Origin of the sequence: Bradyrhizobium sp. BWC-3-1 (assembly GCF_032917965.1) — a bacterium.
Classification (GTDB): domain Bacteria; phylum Pseudomonadota; class Alphaproteobacteria; order Rhizobiales; family Xanthobacteraceae; genus Bradyrhizobium; species Bradyrhizobium canariense_D.
The window spans coordinates 2,727,067-2,748,684 of record NZ_CP136625.1 but is presented as its reverse complement, the minus strand read 5'-3'; the positions used below and the strand labels follow the sequence as shown (position 1 = coordinate 2,748,684).

23 protein-coding genes are annotated in these 21,618 nt (G+C 63.8%); 9 read left to right on the top strand and 14 right to left on the bottom strand.

The window, feature by feature from the left end; translation table 11 throughout:
* The first annotated feature begins 60 nt into the window (after window positions 1-60).
* From RX329_RS13255 to RX329_RS13245, 3 genes are all read left to right on the top strand, one after another.
* Window positions 61-771 carry an ion channel gene (locus RX329_RS13255; protein WP_317245910.1) on the top strand — a complete coding sequence of 237 codons (711 nt, stop codon included), beginning with the start codon at window positions 61-63 and terminating at the stop codon, window positions 769-771.
* A gap of 187 nt (window positions 772-958) precedes the next feature.
* Complete coding sequence (locus tag RX329_RS13250; protein ID WP_085350588.1) at window positions 959-1,222, top strand: hypothetical protein; 264 nt, start codon at window positions 959-961, stop codon at window positions 1,220-1,222.
* Window positions 1,223-1,317: 95 nt separating this feature from the next.
* The gene (locus RX329_RS13245; RefSeq protein ID WP_317245909.1) at window positions 1,318-1,557 is read left to right on the top strand and encodes a hypothetical protein; all 240 of its coding nucleotides are present in this window, start codon (window positions 1,318-1,320) and stop codon (window positions 1,555-1,557) included.
* Between the two features lie 198 nt (window positions 1,558-1,755).
* Here RX329_RS13245 and RX329_RS13240 read toward each other — a convergent pair whose 3' ends face one another.
* The gene (locus RX329_RS13240; RefSeq protein ID WP_317245908.1) at window positions 1,756-1,938 is read right to left on the bottom strand and encodes a hypothetical protein; all 183 of its coding nucleotides are present in this window, start codon (window positions 1,936-1,938) and stop codon (window positions 1,756-1,758) included.
* 1,364 nt (window positions 1,939-3,302) lie between these two features.
* Window positions 3,303-3,692, bottom strand: a complete 390-nt coding sequence (locus RX329_RS13235; RefSeq protein WP_317245907.1) for a hypothetical protein — start codon at window positions 3,690-3,692, stop codon at window positions 3,303-3,305.
* 285 nt (window positions 3,693-3,977) lie between these two features.
* On the opposite strand from RX329_RS13235, the gene RX329_RS13230 reads away from it, so the two are divergent.
* Entirely contained in the window at window positions 3,978-4,235 is a 258-nt protein-coding gene (locus RX329_RS13230; RefSeq protein ID WP_085350586.1) for a DUF2798 domain-containing protein, read from the top strand.
* A gap of 50 nt (window positions 4,236-4,285) precedes the next feature.
* Here RX329_RS13230 and RX329_RS13225 read toward each other — a convergent pair whose 3' ends face one another.
* The 3 genes from RX329_RS13225 to RX329_RS13215 all read right to left on the bottom strand — a co-directional run bounded on the left by RX329_RS13225 (window position 4,286) and on the right by RX329_RS13215 (window position 7,524).
* On the bottom strand, window positions 4,286-6,073 hold the full coding sequence (locus tag RX329_RS13225; RefSeq protein WP_085361046.1) for a chloride channel protein: 1,788 nt from the start codon (window positions 6,071-6,073) through the stop codon (window positions 4,286-4,288).
* Window positions 6,074-6,085: 12 nt separating this feature from the next.
* Complete coding sequence (locus RX329_RS13220) at window positions 6,086-6,739, bottom strand: class II aldolase/adducin family protein (RefSeq protein ID WP_201263222.1); 654 nt, start codon at window positions 6,737-6,739, stop codon at window positions 6,086-6,088.
* A gap of 158 nt (window positions 6,740-6,897) precedes the next feature.
* The gene (locus RX329_RS13215; protein ID WP_085350584.1) at window positions 6,898-7,524 is read right to left on the bottom strand and encodes a MarC family protein; all 627 of its coding nucleotides are present in this window, start codon (window positions 7,522-7,524) and stop codon (window positions 6,898-6,900) included.
* An 89-nt stretch (window positions 7,525-7,613) separates the two neighbouring features.
* Between RX329_RS13215 and RX329_RS13210 the strand changes: the two genes are divergently transcribed.
* The 5 genes from RX329_RS13210 to RX329_RS13190 all read left to right on the top strand — a co-directional run bounded on the left by RX329_RS13210 (window position 7,614) and on the right by RX329_RS13190 (window position 11,600).
* Window positions 7,614-7,820 carry a hypothetical protein gene (locus tag RX329_RS13210; protein WP_007601434.1) on the top strand — a complete coding sequence of 69 codons (207 nt, stop codon included), beginning with the start codon at window positions 7,614-7,616 and terminating at the stop codon, window positions 7,818-7,820.
* A gap of 100 nt (window positions 7,821-7,920) precedes the next feature.
* Entirely contained in the window at window positions 7,921-8,487 is a 567-nt protein-coding gene (locus tag RX329_RS13205) for a ferritin-like domain-containing protein (RefSeq protein WP_085384836.1), read from the top strand.
* A 154-nt stretch (window positions 8,488-8,641) separates the two neighbouring features.
* Window positions 8,642-9,025 carry an Hsp20/alpha crystallin family protein gene (locus tag RX329_RS13200; protein ID WP_007601432.1) on the top strand — a complete coding sequence of 128 codons (384 nt, stop codon included), beginning with the start codon at window positions 8,642-8,644 and terminating at the stop codon, window positions 9,023-9,025.
* 8 nt (window positions 9,026-9,033) lie between these two features.
* Window positions 9,034-11,439 (top strand): endopeptidase La, encoded by a 2,406-nt coding sequence (gene lon / locus RX329_RS13195; RefSeq protein ID WP_085350583.1) that lies wholly within the window; start codon window positions 9,034-9,036, stop codon window positions 11,437-11,439.
* Window positions 11,440-11,444: 5 nt separating this feature from the next.
* Window positions 11,445-11,600: a hypothetical protein gene (locus RX329_RS13190; protein ID WP_162847267.1), complete on the top strand. Its 156-nt coding sequence runs from the start codon at window positions 11,445-11,447 to the stop codon at window positions 11,598-11,600.
* 70 nt (window positions 11,601-11,670) lie between these two features.
* On the opposite strand, the gene RX329_RS13185 is transcribed toward RX329_RS13190, so the two are convergent.
* The 9 genes from RX329_RS13185 to RX329_RS13145 form a co-directional block, all read right to left on the bottom strand.
* The gene (locus RX329_RS13185) at window positions 11,671-11,973 is read right to left on the bottom strand and encodes an HU family DNA-binding protein (RefSeq protein WP_007601427.1); all 303 of its coding nucleotides are present in this window, start codon (window positions 11,971-11,973) and stop codon (window positions 11,671-11,673) included.
* A 357-nt stretch (window positions 11,974-12,330) separates the two neighbouring features.
* Window positions 12,331-13,563, bottom strand: a complete 1,233-nt coding sequence (locus tag RX329_RS13180; protein ID WP_085350582.1) for an acetyl-CoA C-acetyltransferase — start codon at window positions 13,561-13,563, stop codon at window positions 12,331-12,333.
* A gap of 148 nt (window positions 13,564-13,711) precedes the next feature.
* Window positions 13,712-15,175 (bottom strand): GH1 family beta-glucosidase, encoded by a 1,464-nt coding sequence (locus tag RX329_RS13175; protein WP_085361044.1) that lies wholly within the window; start codon window positions 15,173-15,175, stop codon window positions 13,712-13,714.
* A gap of 863 nt (window positions 15,176-16,038) precedes the next feature.
* A complete protein-coding gene (locus tag RX329_RS13170) occupies window positions 16,039-16,446 on the bottom strand; it encodes a hypothetical protein (protein WP_018460275.1) in 408 nt (135 codons plus the stop codon).
* Window positions 16,447-16,506: 60 nt separating this feature from the next.
* Window positions 16,507-16,674, bottom strand: a complete 168-nt coding sequence (locus RX329_RS13165; RefSeq protein WP_007601419.1) for a hypothetical protein — start codon at window positions 16,672-16,674, stop codon at window positions 16,507-16,509.
* 169 nt (window positions 16,675-16,843) lie between these two features.
* Window positions 16,844-17,077, bottom strand: a complete 234-nt coding sequence (locus RX329_RS13160) for a hypothetical protein (protein WP_018460276.1) — start codon at window positions 17,075-17,077, stop codon at window positions 16,844-16,846.
* On the bottom strand, window positions 17,074-17,373 hold the full coding sequence (locus RX329_RS13155; RefSeq protein ID WP_085384859.1) for a hypothetical protein: 300 nt from the start codon (window positions 17,371-17,373) through the stop codon (window positions 17,074-17,076). The genes RX329_RS13160 and RX329_RS13155 overlap by 4 nt, the downstream gene beginning before the upstream one ends.
* Window positions 17,374-17,504: 131 nt before the next feature.
* The gene (locus tag RX329_RS13150; RefSeq protein ID WP_244561271.1) at window positions 17,505-20,024 is read right to left on the bottom strand and encodes a TonB-dependent receptor; all 2,520 of its coding nucleotides are present in this window, start codon (window positions 20,022-20,024) and stop codon (window positions 17,505-17,507) included.
* Window positions 20,025-20,177: 153 nt separating this feature from the next.
* The gene (locus RX329_RS13145) at window positions 20,178-21,536 is read right to left on the bottom strand and encodes a histidine kinase (RefSeq protein WP_026233990.1); all 1,359 of its coding nucleotides are present in this window, start codon (window positions 21,534-21,536) and stop codon (window positions 20,178-20,180) included.
* Window positions 21,537-21,618: the final 82 nt, after the last annotated feature.

The window sequence follows — 21,618 nt, the reverse complement described above, 5'->3', positions numbered from 1 at the left end:
GAATTGTATTGCTGCGAAGGTGTGGTCGGTGCGATGCACCATGCGGTGTTAGGAGCATCGATGAGGATGCCCATAAGCGAGCTGCGCCGTTTGCGTGGAGAACGCATCGACTGGCTGCTCTCGATGCTGACGGGCGTGCTGGCATTACTGATTTTTGTCTTCGCCCCGCTACAAGCAATGGGCATTACCGCCTTCCATCTGTTTGCCGATGGTCTGTTGCTAACGATCATCGTCAGCATGGTGATCATCTCCAACAGCCCAACTGCCCTCGTTCTGATGTCGCTGGCGCTGATTTTTAATGTCGCCGTATTCTTTCTGCGCATCTACTACCCTGTACCCTACCATCTTCACATCTTGGCGGGCGCTTGGTTGGTCATTGCCTGCACGTTAGGCGTTGTCGTGCTTCAGGCCGTATTTAGGCGAGGTCTCGTTACATATCATCGAATTATCGGGGCGATCCTTCTGTACCTGTTGATCGCGGTGGCCTTTGCAACGCTGTTCCTGTTTGTAGGGCTAGCGGCTCCGGACGCAATCAAGGGAATAGCTTTCGAGGACGATCATTCAGTGGCCGCATCGCTTTTTTACATGAGCTTTGTCACGCTGACATCGACTGGGTATGGAGACATCGTTCCGGTACATCCGTTGGCACGAAGTCTCTGCAATATCGAGAGCGTGATCGGTCAGCTTTATCCGGCGACCCTTCTGGCGAGGCTCGTTACCCTCGAGCTCAGCAGTACCGGCTCAGCGCGCAAGCCGACCCATACCACCTGAACCGCAGGCGCTGAACCGACACGCGTGCGCTGCACTCGCGTCCTGTGAGCTTCTGGCGTGGCGATGCAAACACTCGGTTGATCTATGTCAACACCGGCGATCCTTCAGCGGACACGCTGCGTGCAGCCACACCTGAGACGGCGTCCGTGCATCTGTTGCGCTGGCACGAAAAAGGGAGACCCGCACCATGCATCCTAAGAAGCATTTTTCGATCAAGTCGGCGACTGTTGCAGGGATAGCTGCCAGCAGCCTGTTGGGGCTTGCAGGTCTCACTCTCAGTCCAGGCCCGGCCAATGCGGTCGTGTATTGCCAATACACTGCCTACCCCGCCGGCTGCGTTGCTCGGCCCGGTGTGGTGCTCGGTGCGCGTCCGGTAGCCCGCGCTGCGGTGCGCCATAATGCCGGTGGCAATGCCAATGGTGGCGTCAACCGCGTCGGCGTGCGGCGGTAGACCAGTGGTTTGCAGGTAGCTGGGGAGAAAAAGAGCCGTCGCGGTTGGTCTCGGCCCGGAGGATAGCGACCGATGACGGGCAGCGGCCGCGCGGTATGAAGTACACGTGGTATGTCACCTTTGAAGTGCCGATGGACGGCACGCTGCTAAGACGGCGACATCCGCGCTTAACGAAGACGTTTGTCACCGAAGCACAGGCCCGGGATTTTGCGCGAGCCAGATTCACCGAAGGATTGATTGTCACTGCAGGCACCATCATCCCGCACCTGCCAAGAGCGTCAATTCCGTCGGAGGGAATTCCAGAGTGGCTAGAAGCCAACCACGTAAATGACTGATCAGCGGGCCAGCAAACCGGGAGCTTGAAGATGTCGGAGCCGAAACAGGTCTGTCGTCGCAACGCACTCACTTTCCTTGGATACGCAGGGATGTTCGGGCTTGTGGCTTCGTCCTCAATTTTTGCAGCCTCAGAGGCTGTTGCCCAAACCACCGCGCCAGCCGCCGCGCCTACGACGCCGCCAGCGGACGCGCCGAAGTCAGGCACAGAACGCCGTCAGGAGCGGCGCAGCGGGCGAACAGAGCGCCGACAGGAACGCCGCACGGGACGCACTGAGCGGCGTCAGGAACGGCGCACCGGGCGCGACGAGCGGCGGGACGCTCGCGACGGCACCCCGGCTGTCACGACGACCACCACAGAGCAGAAAAAGTAGGCCCTTCATTCGGCCAACCACAGGAGCCGGGCCACCTCAGCGGAGGCCCGGGAAGGCCGTACAGAAGCCCGCCAGCGCCGGGCTGCAGACACACCGGGGCAAGCCGGGCCAGTTTGCCAGCCGCTGCCTCAGTCGTGCGTTGTGGCAATGCGCTGGCAAGGCAGGCATCTGTACACGCGCACGGCTTTATGAATTCCGATCTCTGACAATCTTCCGAGCAGCGTCATTTCGCGCTCGCAGTTCTCGCACGCGGGAGGTCGCTGGGCATCATCGTGTGGTCGCATGACGATTGCGATTACTCGATCTGCGAAGGCCGGGACGCTCGGTTTTCTACGGGGGAGGCTTCCCCGGATAGCGAACGAGCCGCACGGTTGAGCGACTTGGGCAGGGGCGCCGCCGGGCGCTCATCGGCTACCTTACTTTCTGACGGGTTGGCTGCCGCTGGTCTTCTTTGAAGCGCAGCGCCGACTAACCCGACGAACACGAGCAAAGCGCCGCCGATCATAAGCCAGTGTGGGAATTCCATGTTTACTTCCCCAGCTCTGCAATCCATCCAGCGGCAGCCGATTGCAGTACTTGACCAGGATCAACGTTCGGCCACCAACTGGGACGGGGCGAGCCGCGGGCGACGGGCCACGCCGTCAGGCGTCAGTGTCGGGCCACAGGAAGACCGCAGGGAGGCCCCCACAGCGCGCTGCCAGCGCAGGGGCAAGCCCGGCCATCGCATCCAGCAGGGCCGCGCCGCGACCCGCCGGCCGACCGGGCGCAGTCCAGCCGGGTCACACCTCGCGCGGGCGCAGCCCCAACTCTCGCTTGACACGGCAGCTGTGAAACTAGGGCCTAATAGGGCCCGGCGATTTCGGGCCGGACGCAGCACCGGGCACCGATCCATAAGCCCTTCATTGGTCGACATTTTTTAGTTTTCCTCGACTGCCCGAAATGACTGGACGCCAGGACCACACGGTTTTGCCGTACGCACGGCTCGCCATTTCGCCGCAGTTTTCCCAGCCCTGTCGACGGAGCCGGAAACTTACAGACGAGACGAAGCCTAGCAGCGCCGCTCGTCGGCACGCAGCCTTGGGCTCACGGAGAGCAATCCGCCCTGCCCTTGGCCTCTCGCACCCGAACGCTGCCGCGTCCACCGCAAGCCCGGCTCGCGAACATGACGACCACAAGATCGCCCCTCAAGGATGAGCCAGGATGGGCGACACATACGCCGTTTCCGAATTTCGGTAAAGCGGAATATTTTTTCTGGAGGGGATTGACGCGCCCGCGACACAGGTCGCGCAATGAGACGCCTCGCGCAGAAGCAACAAGGGGCGGTGCAAAACACCGCCCATTGGCGAGAACGAGACTGCGGCGAGGACAGGCGCCTAATACGGCTGATAATAGCCACGCGGACCATAGTAGGGACCGCCGCCGTAATATCTCTGGCCGCCGTAGTAAGGACCGGGACCGTAATTATAGCGGTCCTCGTAGTACTCCTGGCGCCTGCTCTCTGCGATCGCGCCGCCGATCAGACCTGCCGCCACGCCCATGAAAGCGAGGCCTGCAGCGTTCGGACCTCGCCGATAATAGTGGTGGCGGCGAGCCGCGCTGAAATCGGTGGCAGCCGGAGCGACCGAGCCCGTGGCAGCGGCTTTGGTGGGCGCGGGCGAGTTGGCAGCCGAAGGGGTGATCGGGGCCGTCATCAGAACAAGACTTGCGAAAGCTGCCAGCCCAACGCTGCGGCCGGCTGCGGAAATCATCGGTCCTTTATTCATCTTGACCTTCCTGTTCTCGCTCGAAGCGACATAATCAAACAAGACTAAACGTCCAAACCACTGAAATGGTTTCGTGATCGCGGCATCTGCCACGCGTTGAACGATTGTAGATCGAACGTCCAGATCCAGCTTGAACCATCCAACATGAGCGGATAATGAACAGGCGCACCGTCTTTCGGTCGCCGTAAGCGTTTTACGTGAACCAACGCATCAACCGACGCCGTCGGGATCGATGCCATTCTTGGGTTCACCGTGACTGACGCGTCTTATTCCAAGAGAAACCAGATGATTGCGGTTCGCAAACTGCCGGCGCGCTATGCGTCGATCGTGATGCCATTTGTGCTGTCCATCCTCATGACAGCCGTGGTGTCGGTCATTTCAACCCTTCGAAGCCTCGGCGCAACGCCGGCGTTCCTCGCGACCTGGCCGGGCGCCTGGGCGCTGTCATGGCTCGTCGCCTTTCCGACGCTGCTGATGGTGCTGCCACTGGTCCGCCGGATCGTGGCTAGCGTCGTCGCTGCTCCCTTGCAGCCAGGCCGATAGCAGGCGCGGACGGCGGCGCATGACGCACGCCGTCCCGCTTCCGCGTGACCTTACGACAGCGCGCCGAGTACGCCGCGCGTCGCCTTGTCGATCTCCTCGACATAGCGGCGGCGGGCGAAGGTCTCGGTAAGGAAGCCGACCACCTTGCGGCTGTCGGTGGAATCGACCACCGCCAGCATCTCGGCCTCCGCCTCGTCGAACACCGCCATCGCCGACTTCACGTTCATTTCCGGGATCAGCACGATCTCGGTCAGGCGCGCGAGCTCGATCACCTGGATTTCGTCGGCGATGGTGTCGAGGTCGCCCGAGAACAGGTCGGGCAGCAGGACAAGGCCGACATATTCGTCCGCATTGTTGACGATGACGATCCCGGGCCGCGAGCCCAGCGCGAATTCGCGGCGGACCGCGGCGATCGTCGTGGTCGACGGCACCTTGCCAACATCTGAGCGCATCAGCCGCTCGACGGTGAGGTTGCGCAGCCAGCCGACGTCGTTGGCGCTGCGGATGGTCTCGCCGCGCAGATGCAGGCGCCAGGTCGAGAAGGAGTGCCCGAACATGAAGCGGACGCAGATCGAGGTGACGATGCAGCCGGCGAGCACCACGGCGGTAACGTCGACGTTGCGGGTCATCTCGAGCACGAGGAACGACATGGTCAAGGGACCGCCGACGATGGCGACGCCCAGCGTCGCCATGCCCGTCAGCATCGCGACCAGCGGATCGATCACGAAGTTCGGGCTGATCAAGAGCAGCACCGCGGAGAAGAACTTTCCGATCAGGCTGCCCACGAACAGCGAGGCAAAGAACAGGCCGCCGCGGAAACCGGAGGCGAGCGAGATCAGGCAGGCCGTCACCTTCAAGGCGATGATCAGCGCGATCAGGCCGATCGTCATGTCGTGAAAGAGATCGAGCACCATTGCGCCGTGGCCGGCCGCCAGCACCTGCGGCGTGACGATCGCAAAACCGCCGACGATGAGGCCGCCGATCACCGGGCGCAACCAGACCGGCAGCCATTTGAACAGGCGCTCGAACATCGAGGACGAGCGCATCACGGCGATGCCGACACCGCTGGTGACGAGCGCGAGACCGATCAGCGCCAGATATTGCTCGACGCCGACGGCGCTGACCTTGGGTATTTCGAGCGAGTATGGCGCGCCGCCGAGCCATTGCGCGGTCAGGGCGCCCGCGAGCGAGGCGGCGAGGATCGGCGCCGCGCTGCCGACCGAGTAGACGCCGACGATCAGCTCGCAGGCGTAGAAGGCGCCCGTGATCGGTGCACCGAAGGCCGCCGCGATCGCCGCAGCGGCACCGCAGCCGACGATCAGGCGCAGATCGTTGCGGCGCAGATTGAAGAACTTGCCGAGCAACGAGGCGATACCCGAGCCGATCTGGGTATAGCCGGCCTCGAGGCCGACGGAGGCGCCGCAGCCGTTCGAGATCAGCGTCTGGCTGGACACCACCACGCTGTCGCGCATCGACAGATTGCCGCCGCGCAGCGCGTTCGCCTCGATCGGATCGACCGCGCTGGAGAGCTTGAGCCGTCGCCGCCACCACTCCATTATACCAAGCACCAACCCGCCCAGCGCGGGCGCGATCAGCGCGGCCCAGGGACTGACGCTGGTATTGGCGGACAGGCGGACGTCGATGGGAATGCCGTAGATCACCATATGGGCAATCTGCGCAATCTCGGCCATCAGCGTCACGATGGCGCCGGCGAGCGTGCCGATCACCAGCGCCAGCGGGATCAGATAGAATTCGTTGCTGCGCAGCAGCGCCCGCAGCCGAACCATGATGCGGTTCGTCCCCTTGCGGTCGGCGAGATGTCTGATCCGCAGGAACACGTTCTGTCCGCCCTACTCTTCCGACATGCCGTAACCGGACATGCGCTGGCGGACCCGCTCGATCTCGGCGCTCGACAGCAGCGGCGGCTCTCCGATCTGGAGACAGCCGTGATATTGCCGCGCCAGCGTCTCGACCTCGACGGCGAGCCACATCGCCTTGTCCAGCGACTTGCCGATTGCGATCATGCCGTGATGGTCGAGCAGGCAGGCAAGCCGGCCCTCCAGCGCCCGCACGGCATGTTCGGACAGCTCCGCCGTTCCGAAGGTGGCATAGGGCGCGCAGCGGATGCTGTCGCCGCCGGCGGCTGCAATCATGTAGTGCACGGGCGGGATCTCCAGGCCCATGATCGCCAGGATGGTGCAATAGGTCGGATGGGCGTGGACGACGGCGTCGACGTCTGGCCGGGCCTTCAGGATGTCGAGGTGGAAGCGCCACTCGCTGGACGGCCTCTGATCGGGCGCGTGCGATCCGTCCATCGTCATGAACACGATCTGGTCCGGCGTCATGGCGTCGTAGGGCACGCTGGTCGGGGTGACCAGAAGCCCGTCCACATGCCGGACGCTGATATTGCCCGAGGTGCCCTGGTTGATGCCGAGCGCATTCATGCGGCGGCAGGCGCCGATGATGGCCTGTCTCTTGTCGAGCTCGTCCGCTGTCATCGACATCTCGATTTCCTGACGATGGGCGCCTGTCAGACGGGGAGTACGTCAAGCAATATGGCAGCGCAAGAGAAAGCGGACCGGATCGCGCGCGATCCCGCTAACCGCCTCATGGCATCATGGAATAAACATGAAAATCAACGCATTAACAGATTGTCGCAGCTCTACGGCAAGCTCGCCCGGACAGCAGCGAAGCCGTTGATCACGAACTGCACCGAATAGGCCGCGAGCAGCATGCCGAGCACGCGCGAGAGGACGGCGTTGCCGGTGCGCCCGAGGCTCCGCGCGATCATGTTCGCGGAGACAAAGCAGAGCATGCAGAGCAGGCACACGGCGAGGACGACCGCGATGATGATCGGGAGCCTCGGCCCGTAGCCGGCATCGCCGGTCAGGAGCAGCGTGGTCGCGATCGCGCCGGGACCGGCCATCATCGGGATCGCCAGCGGGAATACCGCGACGTCGGAGGCATGCTCCGAGGTTGCCTTATCGGCCTCGCGGGCCTCGCGATGCGGACGGTCGCCGAAGATCATCTGGTAGGACACGCCGAACAGCAGCAGCCCGCCGGCGATCTGGAAGGCGGGGATGCCGATCCCGAGCTGGCGCAGCAGCCAGTTTCCGATCAGGGCGATCACCACCAGGATCGACGCCGCAATCAGCGGCGCACGCAGCGCGATGGTGCGCATGGTCTTGTCGGGCATGCCTCCGGTCGCAGCGAGGAAGGCCGGCGCAAGGCCCACCGGATCGACCACGAGCAGCAGCGTCACGAACGCGGACAGGGTGAAGTCGATCATGTCTCGGTGGGCTCCCTGGACGCAGGAACGATGGCTGGCGGACTGACTTAGCCCGATAGAACCGCTTTGAAAATCACCGGAGATGCACAATGAGTGACAGTGGAATTGGAATGTTGCTGGGTCACCTTTCGGGCAACCTGCTCTGGCTCTGGTTCATCGGTGCCTTCGTGCTCGGTGCGGTCCTCGTCTACGGCGTGGCGAAGGCGGGGCGCCTGCGGCGCCGCGAGCGCGCGCAGCTCGACCGCAACACCGAGGCGCGGCAGCGGCAGGAAGATCCCTACAAGCGCCCGACCTGAGCGCAGGCTGCAGTTTGGAACTTTCGTTCTCCGAAAGCTTTTGATCGCCTGAGGATTGCGGAAGGCGATGCCTTCGCGCGTCACCTCAAGAGGAGGATGTATGGCAAAACGAGCAAAGAAGCGCACAAGCAAGAAATCGTCGACGGGCCGCGCCCGTCAGGCGCCGAAGATGTTGAGCGACCTATTCCTGGAGACGCTCAAGGACATCTATTTCGCCGAGAACAAGATCATCAAGACCCTGCCCAAGATGGCCAAGGCTGCCAACTCGAAGGAGCTCGCGGCGGCTTTCAACAAGCATCTGCGCGAGACCCAGGGCCAGGTCAAACGTCTGGACCAGATCTTTAAGATGCTGGGCAAGCCGGCCCGCGGCAAGCCTTGCGAAGCGATCAACGGCATCACCGACGAAGGTGCCGAGATCATGAAGGAGTTCAAGAACGCGCCTGCGCTCGACGCCGGCCTGCTCGCAGCCGCGCAGGCGGTCGAGCACTACGAAATCTCCCGCTACGGCACGCTGCGCACCTGGGCCGAGGAGCTCGGCATGCAGGACGCGGCAAAGCTGCTGCAGGCGACGCTGGACGAGGAAGAGGCGACCGATCACGCCCTGACCGAGCTCGCCACCTCCGTGATCAACCTCGAGGCGGAAGAGGAATACCGCCAGGCGGCCTGAGGCACACATAGGGTGACGACGGAACGCCGCGGCCCGGAAGGCCGCGGCGCTTGTTTTCGGATCGCACGATCCGCATGGCACCTGCGCGCAGCCGGGCTGGAATTCTCGGGAACCGGCCCCATATTCAGCGTTCCTCACCCGCCGAGCCCGCATCATGCAACCCAAAAATCCCCTCGACTGGATGCTGTCCGAAGCCTTGGACTCGCTGACCCGCGCCGAACGGCTGCGCCAGCAGTTCGGCCGGCAGGAAGCCTGCTGGGAGCCGCCGATCGACGTGCTCGAAACCGAGCATGAGCTCCTGATCCTGGTCGCGCTTCCCGGCGTCAATCCCGACAATGTCGAGACTGTCATCCATGACGGCGTGCTCGTCATCTCCGGCCAGCGCACCCTTCCGCCAGAGCTTCGCAACGCCCGCATCCACCGGCTCGAACTGCCGCAGGGGCGTTTTGAGCGCCGCATTGCATTGCCCGTTGGCCGTTACGCCATCAGCCGCTTCGTGATGGACGGCTGCGTCGCGCTGCGCCTCGCCAAATCCTGAGGTCGATCATGGCCACCGAACCAATGAATACCGCACCGACCAATCCCCAGAGCAATTCCGACGTGAAGATTCCCGAAGACGCGCTGATCATCATTCCCGTGCGCGAAATGGTGCTGTTCCCCGGCGCCATCGCGCCGATCGCGATCGCACGGCCGAAGTCGGTCGCCGCCGCGCAACAGGCGCTGCGCGAGCAGCGACCGGTCGGCATCGTCCTGCAACGCAGCCCCGAGACCGAGGAGCCCGGACCGGACGACCTCTATCGGGTCGCGACCATCGCCAACATCGTGCGCTACATCACCGCGCCCGACGGCACCCATCACATCGTCTGCCAGGGCGTGCAGCGCGCGCGCATCCTCGACTTCCTGCCGGGGACGCCGTTCCCGGCCGCGCGGATCCAGCAGATTCCGGAGCCGACCACCAGCACGCCCGAGATCGAGGCCCGCGGGCTGAACCTGCAGCGCCAGGCCATCGAGGCGATCGAGCTGCTGCCGCAGGCGCCGCCCGAACTGGTCGCGATGTTCCAGGGCACCACGGCGCCCGGCGCGCTGGCGGACCTGGCGACCTCGTTCATGGACATCAAGCCGCAGGACAAGCAGGAGGTGCTGGAGACCATCGACCTCGCTCTGCGTGTCGAGAAGGTGTCGAAGCATCTGGCCGAACGGCTGGAGGTGCTGCGCATCAGCAACGAGATCGGCCAGCAGACCCGCGCCAGCTTCGACGAGCGGCAGCGCGAAGCGATCCTGCGCGAGCAGATGGCGACCATTCAGCGCCAGCTCGGCGAAGGCGACGGCAAGGCGGCCGAGGTGGCCGAGCTGACGGCTGCCATCGCCAAGGCCAACATGCCGCCCGAGGCCGATGCACATGCGAAGAAGGAGCTGCGCCGCTACGAGCGCATGCCGGAGGCCGCCGGCGAGGCCGGCATGGTCCGCACTTACCTGGACTGGCTGATCGAGCTGCCGTGGGCACTGCCCGCGGAGAAGCCGATCGACATCAAGGAAGCGCGCCGCATCCTCGACGCCGATCACTTTGGCCTGGAGAAGATCAAGAGCCGGATCATCGAATATCTGGCGGTGCGCAAGCTGGCGCCGCAGGGCAAGGCGCCGATCCTGTGCTTCATCGGACCGCCCGGCGTCGGCAAGACCTCGCTCGGCCAGTCCATCGCACGCGCGATGGACCGTCCCTTCGTGCGCGTCAGCCTCGGCGGCGTGCATGACGAGGCCGAGATCCGCGGCCACCGGCGCACCTATATCGGCGCGCTGCCCGGCAACATCATCCAGGGCATCAAGAAGGCCGGCGCCCGGAACTGCGTCATGATGCTGGACGAGATCGACAAGATGGGCCGCGGCGTGCAGGGCGATCCTTCCGCCGCGATGCTGGAGGTGCTCGACCCCGAGCAGAACGGGACATTCCGGGACAATTACCTGGGCGTGCCCTTCGACCTGTCGCGCGTGGTGTTCATCGCGACCGCAAACATGCTGGACCAGATCCCGGGTCCGTTGCTGGACCGCATGGAGCTGATCAGCCTCGCCGGCTACACCGAGGATGAGAAGCTGGAGATCGCGCGGCGCTATCTGGTGCGGCGGCAGCTCGAGGCCAACGGCTTGACGCCGGAGCAAGCCGAGATCGAGCCGGAGGCGCTGAAGCTGGTGGTCAAGGGCTACACCCGCGAAGCCGGCGTGCGTAACCTGGAGCGGGAGATCGGAAAGCTGTTCCGCCATGCTGCCGTGCAGGTCGCCGAGGGCACGGCTGCCAAGATCGTCGTGACGCCAAAGGACATCGGCACTGTGCTCGGCCAGCCGCGCTTCGAAGGCGAGATCGCGCAGCGCACCAGCATTCCAGGCGTGGCCACTGGCCTGGCCTGGACGCCGGTCGGCGGCGACATCCTGTTCATCGAGGCCTCGCGGGTATCAGGCCGCGGCGGCATGATCCTGACCGGCCAGCTCGGCGAGGTCATGCGCGAGAGCGTGCAGGCTGCGATGACGCTGGTGAAGAGCAAGGCCACGCAGCTCGGCATCGATCCGCAGCTGTTCGAAAAGAGCGACATCCACGTTCACGTGCCGGCAGGCGCGACCCCGAAGGACGGACCGAGCGCGGGCGTTGCGATGTTCACGGCGCTGACGTCCCTGCTCACCAATCGCACGGTGCGCAGCGACACCGCCATGACCGGCGAGATCTCGCTGCGCGGCCTGGTGCTGCCGGTCGGTGGCATCAAGGAGAAGGTGGTGGCAGCCGCGGCCGCGGGCCTGAAGCGGGTGATGCTGCCGGCGCGCAACAAGCGGGATTACGACGACATCCCGCAGAGCGCGCGGGACAACCTCGAATTCATCTGGCTGGAGCGCGTCGACGAAGCCATCGCCGCGGCGCTCGAGCCGGCCGAGGCCCAAGCCGATGCCAAGGTCGAAGCGGCGGAGTGAATGCCATGAAGAAATTGCTGGAAAGAGCGAAGCGATCGCGGACGACGCAGCGGCTGCGCCAGTTGCTGGATCGCGCCATCGACGGGGTTCGCGATGCGCTGGCGATGCCGGGACCGCGGCTTCAGCCGGCCCCGGTCCGGGCGAAGCGCCGCAAGGGTTGAGCCCTCCGTCTCAAGTCCTCGCGACAGCCCCGAACAAAAGGCCCCCTCGCTCGAGGGGGCCTTCGCCTTGTTAGCCCACGGCGTCCTTGGCGGCCTTGACCGGGCGGGCGCGAACGATCTTCCGGGCCGGTTTGGCCTTGAACATCATCTCTTCGCCCGTGAACGGGTTGGTGCCCTTGCGCGCCTTGGTCGCGGGCTTCTTGATGACCACGAACTTGGCGAAGCCCGGCACCAGGAACAGGCCGTTCTTCTTGAGCTCCTTGTGACCGACGTCGGTCAGCGTCTCCATGACGCTCTTGACGTCACGCTTGGAAAGCTCGGTGGTGGTCGCGATCTTTTCGATCAGCTGCGATTTCGACATTTGGGTGGCCATCGTGTCTCCTCTGATTCGTTAACGGCTGCATATTAGACCAACCGGTGAAGGCCTATAGCCTTCTGCACAGTTTTGTCGGGGTTTTACGGGCTTTTTTGGCCCTCTGTGGCAAAAAACCCTGCTTTTTAGCCACTTCCGGAGCGGGAGAGGCCTCAGGCAGCGGATTTTACCTTGTTTCAAAGGCCCGCACGCAGCCTTGCTAAAGCTGATTCGATGCTTTCGACAAGCGATGACCGGCCTCTTTGTCGGAGTCCGGTCGCGATTCACCCTGGAAAACAAGCCTAGATCGTCGTGATGTGGCGATCGCGGGTACTTTCTCTCCCTTATTTCTAGGGAGCGCGACGAGCTTCGCTCGTGCTAGATACGTTCGATGATGACGGCCGGGGCCATGCCACCGGCCGCGCACATGGTGACGAGACCGCGCTTCAAGTCGCGCCGTTCGAGCTCGTCGAGCATGGTGCCGATCAGGATCGAGCCGGTGGCGCCGATGGGATGGCCGAGTGCGATCGAGCCGCCATTGACGTTGACCCTGGCGCGGTCGAGCTTGAGGTCGCGGATGTATTTTTCCGCAACCACGGCAAAGGCCTCGTTGATCTCGAACAGGTCGATGTCGTCGATGGTCAGCCCCGCCTTCGCCAACACCTTGCGCGTCGCCGGCACCGGCGCGTTCAGCATCAGCGTCGGCGAGTCCCCCATATTCGCCATCGCGACGACGCGGGCGCGCGGCTTCAGGCCGTGCGCCCTGGCGTAAGCGGGCGAAGCCAGAAGGATCGCGGCGGCGCCGTCGACGACGCCGGACGAGTTGCCGGCGTGGTGCATGAAGTCGATCTCGAGGTCGGGGTATTTCTGCAGGATCAGGCCGCGATAGGTCGTGCCCTTGTCGTCGAGCGCATGGTCGGCGACAGCGGGGAATGCGGGCTTCAAAGCGCTCAGCCCTTCCATCGTGGTCTGCGGCCGCGGATATTCTTCATGGTCGAGCGCGAGGCTGCCGTCCTCGCGATGCACCGGCACAAGGCTCTTCTTGAAGTGGCCGTTCGCGATCGCATGCGCGGCACGCTTCTGGCTTTCGAGGCCCAGCGCGTCGACGTCCCTTCGCGTGATGCCTTCCAGCGTCGCGATCGCGTCGGCGCAGACGCCCTGATGCGACTGCGGATGCCGCGCTCGCAGGCGCAGATTGCCGTTGTCCATCATCATCGGACCGCCGCCGCGGCGTCCTTCCATCGACATCATCTCGCAGCCGCCGGCGACGACGAGGTCCTCCGTGCCCGACATGATCGAGCTTGCGGCCATGTTGACGGCGGTGATGCCGGAGCCGCAGAAGCGGTCGAGCGTTACGGCACTCGCGCGCACGTCGTAGCCGGCGTCCAGCGCCGACATGCGGCCGAGATCGCCGCCTTGCGTTGCGACCTGCGCGCTGCAGCCCCAGATGACGTCGTCGACGTCGGCGGTGTCGATGCCGGTGCGCGTCGCGAGCGCGCGCAGCACGGTTGCTCCCAGCTGCTGCGGATGAATGCCCGAGAGCGCCCCCTTGCCGGCCTTGCCAACGCCCCGCGGGGTCCGGCAGGCATCGATGATGAGTGCGTCGATCATTGGCATTATCCTCTTGTTGAACGGTTGGAAGCGTTTTGAATCAGCGGGCCAAGGGAGTCAATGCGCGCTGGCGGAACCGCCTCACCCCGCCCTCTCAACGCGAGCCAAGCTCGTCGCCCTTCCGCAAGAGCGGGGCGAGGGAGAGCAATCAAACCCCCGCTGCGTTCTTCGCGATCACGTTGCGATAGAAGCTGGCGCTGAGTTTCGGCGTACGCACCTGCGTATCGAAATTGACGTGGTAGAGCCCAAAGCGCTTGTTGAGCCCAAATACCCATTCGAAATTGTCCATCAGGCTCCAGAGGAAATAGCCGCGCACCGGCACGCCTTCGGCGGTGGCGCGCTGGAGCTGGGCCAGGTAGTTGCGCAAATACATGATGCGGTCGGTGTCGTAGATCTTGCCGTCGGGCGTCACGACGTCGTCGCCGGAGGTGCCGTTCTCGCTGATATAAATCGCGTCCGTTTTCCAGATCTTTGCCGCCAGCTTGGGCACCCAGTAGATCGTCTCGGGGCCGACGCGCAGCCAGTCCGAATTCATGTGCGGGAAGGATTTCGGGATCGGCAGCGGCATGAAGCCCGCGCCCTGGTCGGAGGCCACCACATAGTTCTGCGGCGCGTAGATGTTGAGGCCGAGGAAATCGACCGGCGAGGAGATGATCTTCAGCTCCGCATCCGTGTATTTCGGCGCGTCGCGCCCGGCGAAATTCAGGAAGGCGTCGGTGTACTGGCCCGTCATGATGACGTTGAGATAGCCGGCGTTCATTTCGCGCAGCGCGATCTCTGCGGCGCGGACGTTCTCCGGCGTGTCGATCGCGGGGGCACAGGCATCGATGTTCTCCGCCGGCCCCACCCTGGTGCCACGGCGGCCATGGGCGCGTACCGCCTGCACCGCAAGCCCGTGCGCGAGCGCGCTGTTGTGCCTGATCTGGTTGACCTCGGCTTGTGGCAGCGTCACGCCGGGCGCGTCGATGCCGATGCCGTAGCCGAAATAGACGAAGCGACCGCTCTCGTTCAGTGTGAATACGTTCTTGACGCGATCGGTCAGGTGCTCGGCGACATAGGCCGCGTAATCACCGAAGATCTTGCAGGTCTCCGTCGACCGCCAGCCGCCAAACCGGTCCTGGAGCGATTGCGGCAGGTCCCAATGATAGAGCGTCAGCCACGGCTCGATGCCGTTCTTGAGGAGTTCGTCGACCAGGCGGTTGTAGAAATCGAGTCCCTTCGGGTTGGGCTTGCCGTCGCCGTCCGGAAACAGCCGCGGCCAGGCCACCGAGAAGCGATAGGCCTTGCAGCCGAGCTCCCTGATGAGCGCGATGTCCTCCTTGTAGCGGTGATAGTGCTCGTTGGCGCGGTCGCCGGTCGAGCCATCCTCGATCTTGCCGGGGATGCGGACGAACTTGTCCCAGATCGAGGCCCCTCGCCCGTCCTCGTTGACCGCGCCCTCGACCTGATAGGACGAGGTCGCCGTGCCCCAGACGAAGCCCGCGGGGAAACCGTCCACGTTTCGCGGCGGCGATGCGGGCTTGGCGTCCGCGACCTCGAGAGGATTGGCGATTCCGGCTGCGGACAATCCCGCCAGCGTGGCGAACTGGCGACGCGAGACCTTGTCCGACATTGATCGTGCTCCGGGGTGATGCTCTTTCGGTGGCACCATGGCGAATCGCGGGTCGTTTGAGAAGCGGGCGAGCCGAGGGCCGAGGATGCAGGATTGCGGAATGCGACAAAGTTGTCCGAAAGGGGCTAGGGCGATCGTCGGCAGAGCTACCCCAAAGCCGAAATACCAGCCCCACCGTCATTCGAATTCCAGCCCAATCCGGCAAGGAAGTTGTCAGTTCCCTCGATACGAGGGCCCGTAGGCTCACAGAATGCCATATACCGCTCGGAAATTACGACCAAACTTCGCAAATATGGCGTATGCTGCAGCCATCGCCGCTCCGCTCTGGGCGATTGTCTGTCTGCACCGGTCAAGCAAGAGAACGACTGACTTATGACGCGGTTTGACCGCATCAGACTGTGGTAACCTCTTCCGCTTGACCAAGCGCCTGTCCTGCCAGGGATACAATGACTGACCCGCGTCAGAGCCACCGTGAATTCGAGGTAGATATATGTCGTATGCCTACAAGCTGAATGAAGACGTTCGCCACCAGCCCCAAGGCCCACAAGGACGTGCCGCAACTGAGCCACCGATGATTTACACCATCGTCCAGCATATGCCCATCGAGTCCGATGGACGTCTCCGATACCGCATCAAGTGCAAGTCGGAGAAAATCGAGCGAGTCGTCACGGAAGATCAGCTTTCGTATTCGCAGTGATCGCTTGATGACGGCGGGAATCCAGCGCGGATGAATTGGCTCGGTGTTGCCATGACCAACGACGGGACCGTTCTCGTTGCTTGGCGAGCCTGGATTGCGGAATGTCTGCCTGGGTCGGGAGCAGACATGAGGTCCTTCCGCCGCGGTGGCGCGCGGGCTTCCGCGATCAGCGCGAGCGCTTCGGCAACTTTGGCAGCTTGTCGGGATTGAACGGCGGCATCTGCCCGGTTCGTTCAGGTGCGGGCGCCTGCTGTTCCGTCAGAATCAGCGTACCCTGGAGGATCATTCCCGGCGCTTGCGCTGCCGTCGCCGTGTAGGTCGCCACCTTGCCCGGGCAGTTTCCCTCGATGTCCAGCGTGAGCTCATCGTCGACGCCGAACACGGTTGCGCGTCCGTCGGTATGGCGCTTCGTCGACACGGTGGCGGTGAAGCGATCGCCGTCGACCTTGCAAGAGCCGTGATAGGTCATCAGGCTGTCGCAGCCCCAGATCTGTCCGTCTGCGATATGGACGATCCCGGTCCCCTGATCGAGCGGCGTCTTGTACCAGGCGGCGTAGGTGCCGTCCTTCAACATGGGAGCAGTCTCCCCTGGTATTTCCTCGCGCATATCGACACGATCAGCGCTAACAAAGCGTTAATCGCGCGGCCCGTGCCAATCCGGGCTATTCCTGCGCAGCTCGGCCTCCAGGTCTTCAATGATGCTGTGAAGCAGACAGGCGGCAAGTGGATCGGTCACTTCGCGCTCCAAATGCCGGTACCGCGCGATCTGGAATTCCTGCTCTCTCAACTGGTGCTCTGTCATCGGACGGGCCCTCCGACGAACCGACGCAGAGACAGCCGAACAGTTTCGTTACAATTTTAGGATCATTCGCTATGGTTTCCGATCGGTAAAAACAACGCGACGCCAAGCTTCGCCGGCGGGCGGGATCATCGGAGATGTCAAAAGGTCGATACGCTGACACGCACCGCTGTCACGGCACGTCGCCGCCGCTGCGACTTCCACCGATGCTGTGCGGCTTATTGAGGAAGAACTCCCGGTTACCGAGAGCCGCCTCCGCGTACTGATCAATCGCAACCTGGATGGCCTCGATGTGCATGCGGCACCAACCCTCGAGGCAGGACAGGCGCCGCGCATGATGAAGCGCCTTCAGAAATTCCGGCGGCTCCTGCATGTCGGAGAAGTAGGTCGGCCTCTCCCCCTTCATGCTCGTGCCATCTTTCGCGGCGGAACAAGGCTGCGCTTCTCAACCCCGACGCGCGATGGCATCGGCCGACGGCGGGGAACGAACAGGCTGGCGACGACGATCGGGTCGGTGTCTCCGAGCGCGGCCCGCTCCTGAACGAGCCCGCTCATTACCGTGCGCATCTTCATGACTTCGCCTGCGACGAAGCTGCAGTCCTCGTCCCTGTTGATCTGCTCATGCATGATCGCCTCGGCCTCACGCATGCTGACGCGTAACGCCCTGATGATCCTGCGGATTTCGTTGATGCGGTTGTCCATGGCTCGCTCCCTTGGCTGGACGAGCAGCATAAGAACAAAACATGAACAATGAGTCAATCGGCTTCAGGTAGAGCAGAGCCGGCGTGACACGCCATGCCGGGCGGCGCCAACCCGGGCTTACCGAGCCAAGATCAGAACGTCACCCGCATCCCCGCATAGAACGCACGCGGCCTTGCCGGACTGAGCGAGCGCGGGTCGGTGAACTCGGCACCGCCATTGGTGAAGTTGGGCACGGCTTCGCGGTCGAAGAACTGTCCGTAGGTCGCGTAGCGCCTGTCGAAGATATTGTCGATCTTGCCGTAGAGCTGGACGTTCTTGGTTACCTGGTAGGACGTGTGCAAGTTGAACACGGTGTAGGACGGCAGCTTCGTATATTGGTTGGACTCGTCGCCGACCAGATATTGGCTGGAGACGAACAGCGCGTTGCCGCCAACCTTCCACACGTCGGTGACGGCATAGTCGATGCCGACCTTGACGCGATGGCGCGGGATCGCGGGGAGCTGGTTGCCGGGTAGCACCTGAATGGTCTCGGTGACAGTATCCCTGAACGGGCTTTCGGAACCGAGCGCGAAAGCGTCGAGATAGCGTGCGTCGACGAAAGCGTAGCTCGCCTGAAACTGAAGCGTGGGCGACTTGATGTTGACCTCAGCTTCGAGCCCCTGACGCCTGGTACGGCCGACGTTGGAGAAATAGCCGAAGCCGGTGCGGCCGACTGCGGGAACGGCGACGATGTCGTCGTAATTGGTGGCGCGGAAGCCGCCGATTTTCCAGCCGAGCGTGCCGATGTTCAGCTCCCTGCTGCCGCGCAGGCCCGCTTCCACGGTCTTGGACACGACCTGCTTCAATGGCGGATCGGAGACGAGAAACGCGGCAATCAGACAGGGACGGGCTGGATCCGAGCAGCCGAGCTCGAGCGGCGTCGGAACGCGGTTGGCCTCGGAATAGCCGGCGTAGGCCGTCAGCTCCGGCGTGATCTTGTAGGTGCCGCCGATTACCGGATTGAAGCGGGTGAAGGTGTGATCGCCGTTGAGATCGGTCCCGAGCTGATCCTCCAGCGTGATGCGCGCGACGTTGAACCGGCCGCCGCCGGTGACGGCGAAGGCGTCCGTGATATTGAACGTGTCCATTGCGTAGAGGCCGTTATATTGATTGACGGTCCGCAGCGAGACAGGGCCGGCAACGGTATCAGGTACGCCAGTCGGCCCCAGGAAGAGGCCGCCGCCGCTGACGACGTAGCTTTCTCCGATCGTGCCGATTTCGGCGGTGGCGTTATAGCGCGTGACACTGGCGTCATAGGTCGCGCCCATCACGAAGCGGTTGTCGTGGCCGAACAGCTGGTCGGTGTTGGTGGCCTGCCCCGACACGCCGAAGGTGGTCGAACGTATCGAGCTCCGGTCGATCTCGCCGAGGATGGTCCCGGACGCGAAAGGATTGGCAAGCGGCAGGCCGTTCACGCCGTTTGCCGGTGTGGCGCCGTCGCCGAAGCAAAGAAGCCCAGCGAGCCCCGGGTCAGTGCATTCCTGCGCGTCGGTCGGATTGCCGTCGACGAGCTTCTGCTCGTACCTGCGCACATGCGCGGTGCCTTCGAGCGTCCAGGTCGGCGTCGCATCGACCTTGCCCGTCAGGTTGAGATAGCCGACGCGGTTGGAAGTGGTCTGCGGGGTCGTGTAGGTCGCGCCCCAATATTTGTCGAGCAGCTCGGCGGGAACGGTGGCGTTGGCGCCGAAATCGTTCTTGGCGACGCCCATGTTGGCGTGGAATTCGCTGTCGCCCGCCTTGTAACCGACGTCGCCGTAGAAGCGCCGCACGTCCGATTGGGAGAAATTGCGGAAGCCGTTGTCGTGCAGGCCTTCGAGCGCGGCATAGACGCCGTAGTTCTTGTCGACCGTCTTACCCCATTGCGCCGAGCCCTGAATGCGGCCGAACGAGCCGCCCATGAGATCAAGCTCCGAGCCCTGATAGGTAAAACCGTCCTTCATTTGCAAATTGATCGCGCCGCCCAGCGCGTTGAGGCCGAAGGCGGGATTGTTGGTCACGAGCGTCACCGACCGGATCGCCGCGGTCGGGATCAGGTCCCAGTTGACGGCGTCGGAGAAGGCCTCGTTGATGCGAACCCCGTTCTGATACACAGCGAGGCCTTGCGGCGTGCCCGTCACCGGCGAGGCAACGAAGCCGCGGAATTCGACATCCGGCTGAAATGGATTGCCGGTAACCTCGCTGATGTTGACGCCGGCGATGTTGTCGCGAAGCGCGTCGGTGATGTTCAGCGAGCCGGTGCGCTTGATCTGGCTGGCGTCGACGGCGTTGATCGCCGAGGGGACCTTGTCGACGTCAAGACCTCCGCCGGTACCCGGCGCGGTCGGATAGACGTAGAGGCGCGTCTTGGGGCTGGCGGATGACGGCGCTCCGATGTGCGCGACCGGACGCGATGACGCGGTGCGCCGCGCCGTTGACCGCGGCGGCGCCGTCACCTCGACCGGCGGCAGGTTCTGGACGTTGGTTTCCTCGTCCTGCGCGGCCCCCGCGGGGATCGCGAAGACGGAGAGCAGCCCGGTCGAAACCAAGGCGATCAACAAACGACGATTGAACCCAAGAGGCTTGAACCCAATAGGCTTGAACCGAAAACGCTTGAACCAAACACGATCGCCCATCCCAGCCTTCCCATCCGTGACCACCGACTGTTTTGATCTTCCCCCGGTTGGTCGAGACGAGTGTAATCGGCAGGAATGCGTGCGCCAGCCACAAAAGGTCGGGCCGTATCGCACCAATTTTCCCGACCAAATCGGGAATTTTTCCCGACGCGATCAGGCCGCTGCTGTCGGGACCAGGGCCTCTACGGTCAGACCACCGTCACCCGAGACGACGTTGAGCGTGCCGCCCAGCGCGAGAATCCGCTCGCGCATGCCGACGAGCCCGAAGCCGAGCTTTTGGCCGGGCTCCATGCCGCGGCCATTGTCGCTGACCCGCACCCGGGCACAGCTGCGGCCGTCGCTTGCCGCCTCCGCCACCGGCTCGATGACGACGTTAACCGAGGTCGCGCCGGCGTGGCGGAACACGTTGGTGAGCGCCTCCTGCACGATGCGGTAGATGGTGAGGTCGGCGGTCTCCCCGGTGACGCCAAGCGCCGGCGAGATCACGGTCTCGATGGTGACATCGGGATGCGACTCCCGCCACAGCCGCGACAGCGATTCCAGCGCCTGGCGCAGGCCGAACTCGGCCAGGCCGACTGGCCGGAGGCGCTCCAGCACGCGGCGATTGAACTGCTGAAGCGCGTTGATCTGCTCCAGCATGGCACTGCCGTGTTTTCGCACGGCCTCCGCATTCGGGGCGCGTCCGTCCGCCTGCTTCGCCAGCGCGCTGGCATGCGCGCGTAGCGAGAACAAGTATGGCCCGAACTCGTCATGGAGCTCGCGCGCGATCTCCTTGCGCTCGACGTCCTGGAGCGACACCGTTCGCTCGGCGAGGCGCCGCTTGTCCTCGATGGCGTCACTGAGCGTTGCCGCAAGATGGTTGAGCTTGGTGCAGATCGCGGCGAGTTCCGGCGCGCCGCCCGGCGCGACGCGCGCCTGATAACGCCCGTCTTCGAGCTCGGCCATCACGTCCGCAAGGGATTGGAGCGGCGCCAATGCCCGGCCGATCACATTCATCATCACCAGGAATAGCGCCAGCGCGATCACCGAGCCGACCTCGAGCTGGGTCACGATGGCGTCCCAGATCTCGGCGATCTCGTCATCGGGATGGGAGGTGATCAGCAGCGAACCCGGCTTGCCATGGATCGAGACGGGCACGCTCACCGCGGTCTGCTCGGGATGAACCAGGCTGACGAACCAGGCCGGCGGCGCGCGGGTGTCGTCATCGGCGTCGGTCCGGGGCTGCGTCAGCGGACGGCCGGCTTCGTCCCGAAGCGCGATGCTGACATGGCGCAGGCGGCTGAGGTCGCGTGCGATCTGGTTCAGCCTGGCATCCGGATCGGGCGCCTCGTTGAGATCCGCAACGATCATCTCGATGAATTCGCGCGCGAGCCGGATCACGCTCTGGTCCTCGGCCTGCACGCGCGGCCCGGCTTCCGCGACCTGGCGGCCGATATTCACGGCGAGTCCCAGCGCCAGCAGCAGCGCCAGCAGCAGGTTGATGCGCCCGCGCAAGGATAGATTTTGCCACATTGGTATCGCCCGTGCCCCCGCGAAGGATTGGCCTGCCCCTTGTCCGATAACGTTGACAGAGGCGAAGCGCCCGATATCTAAT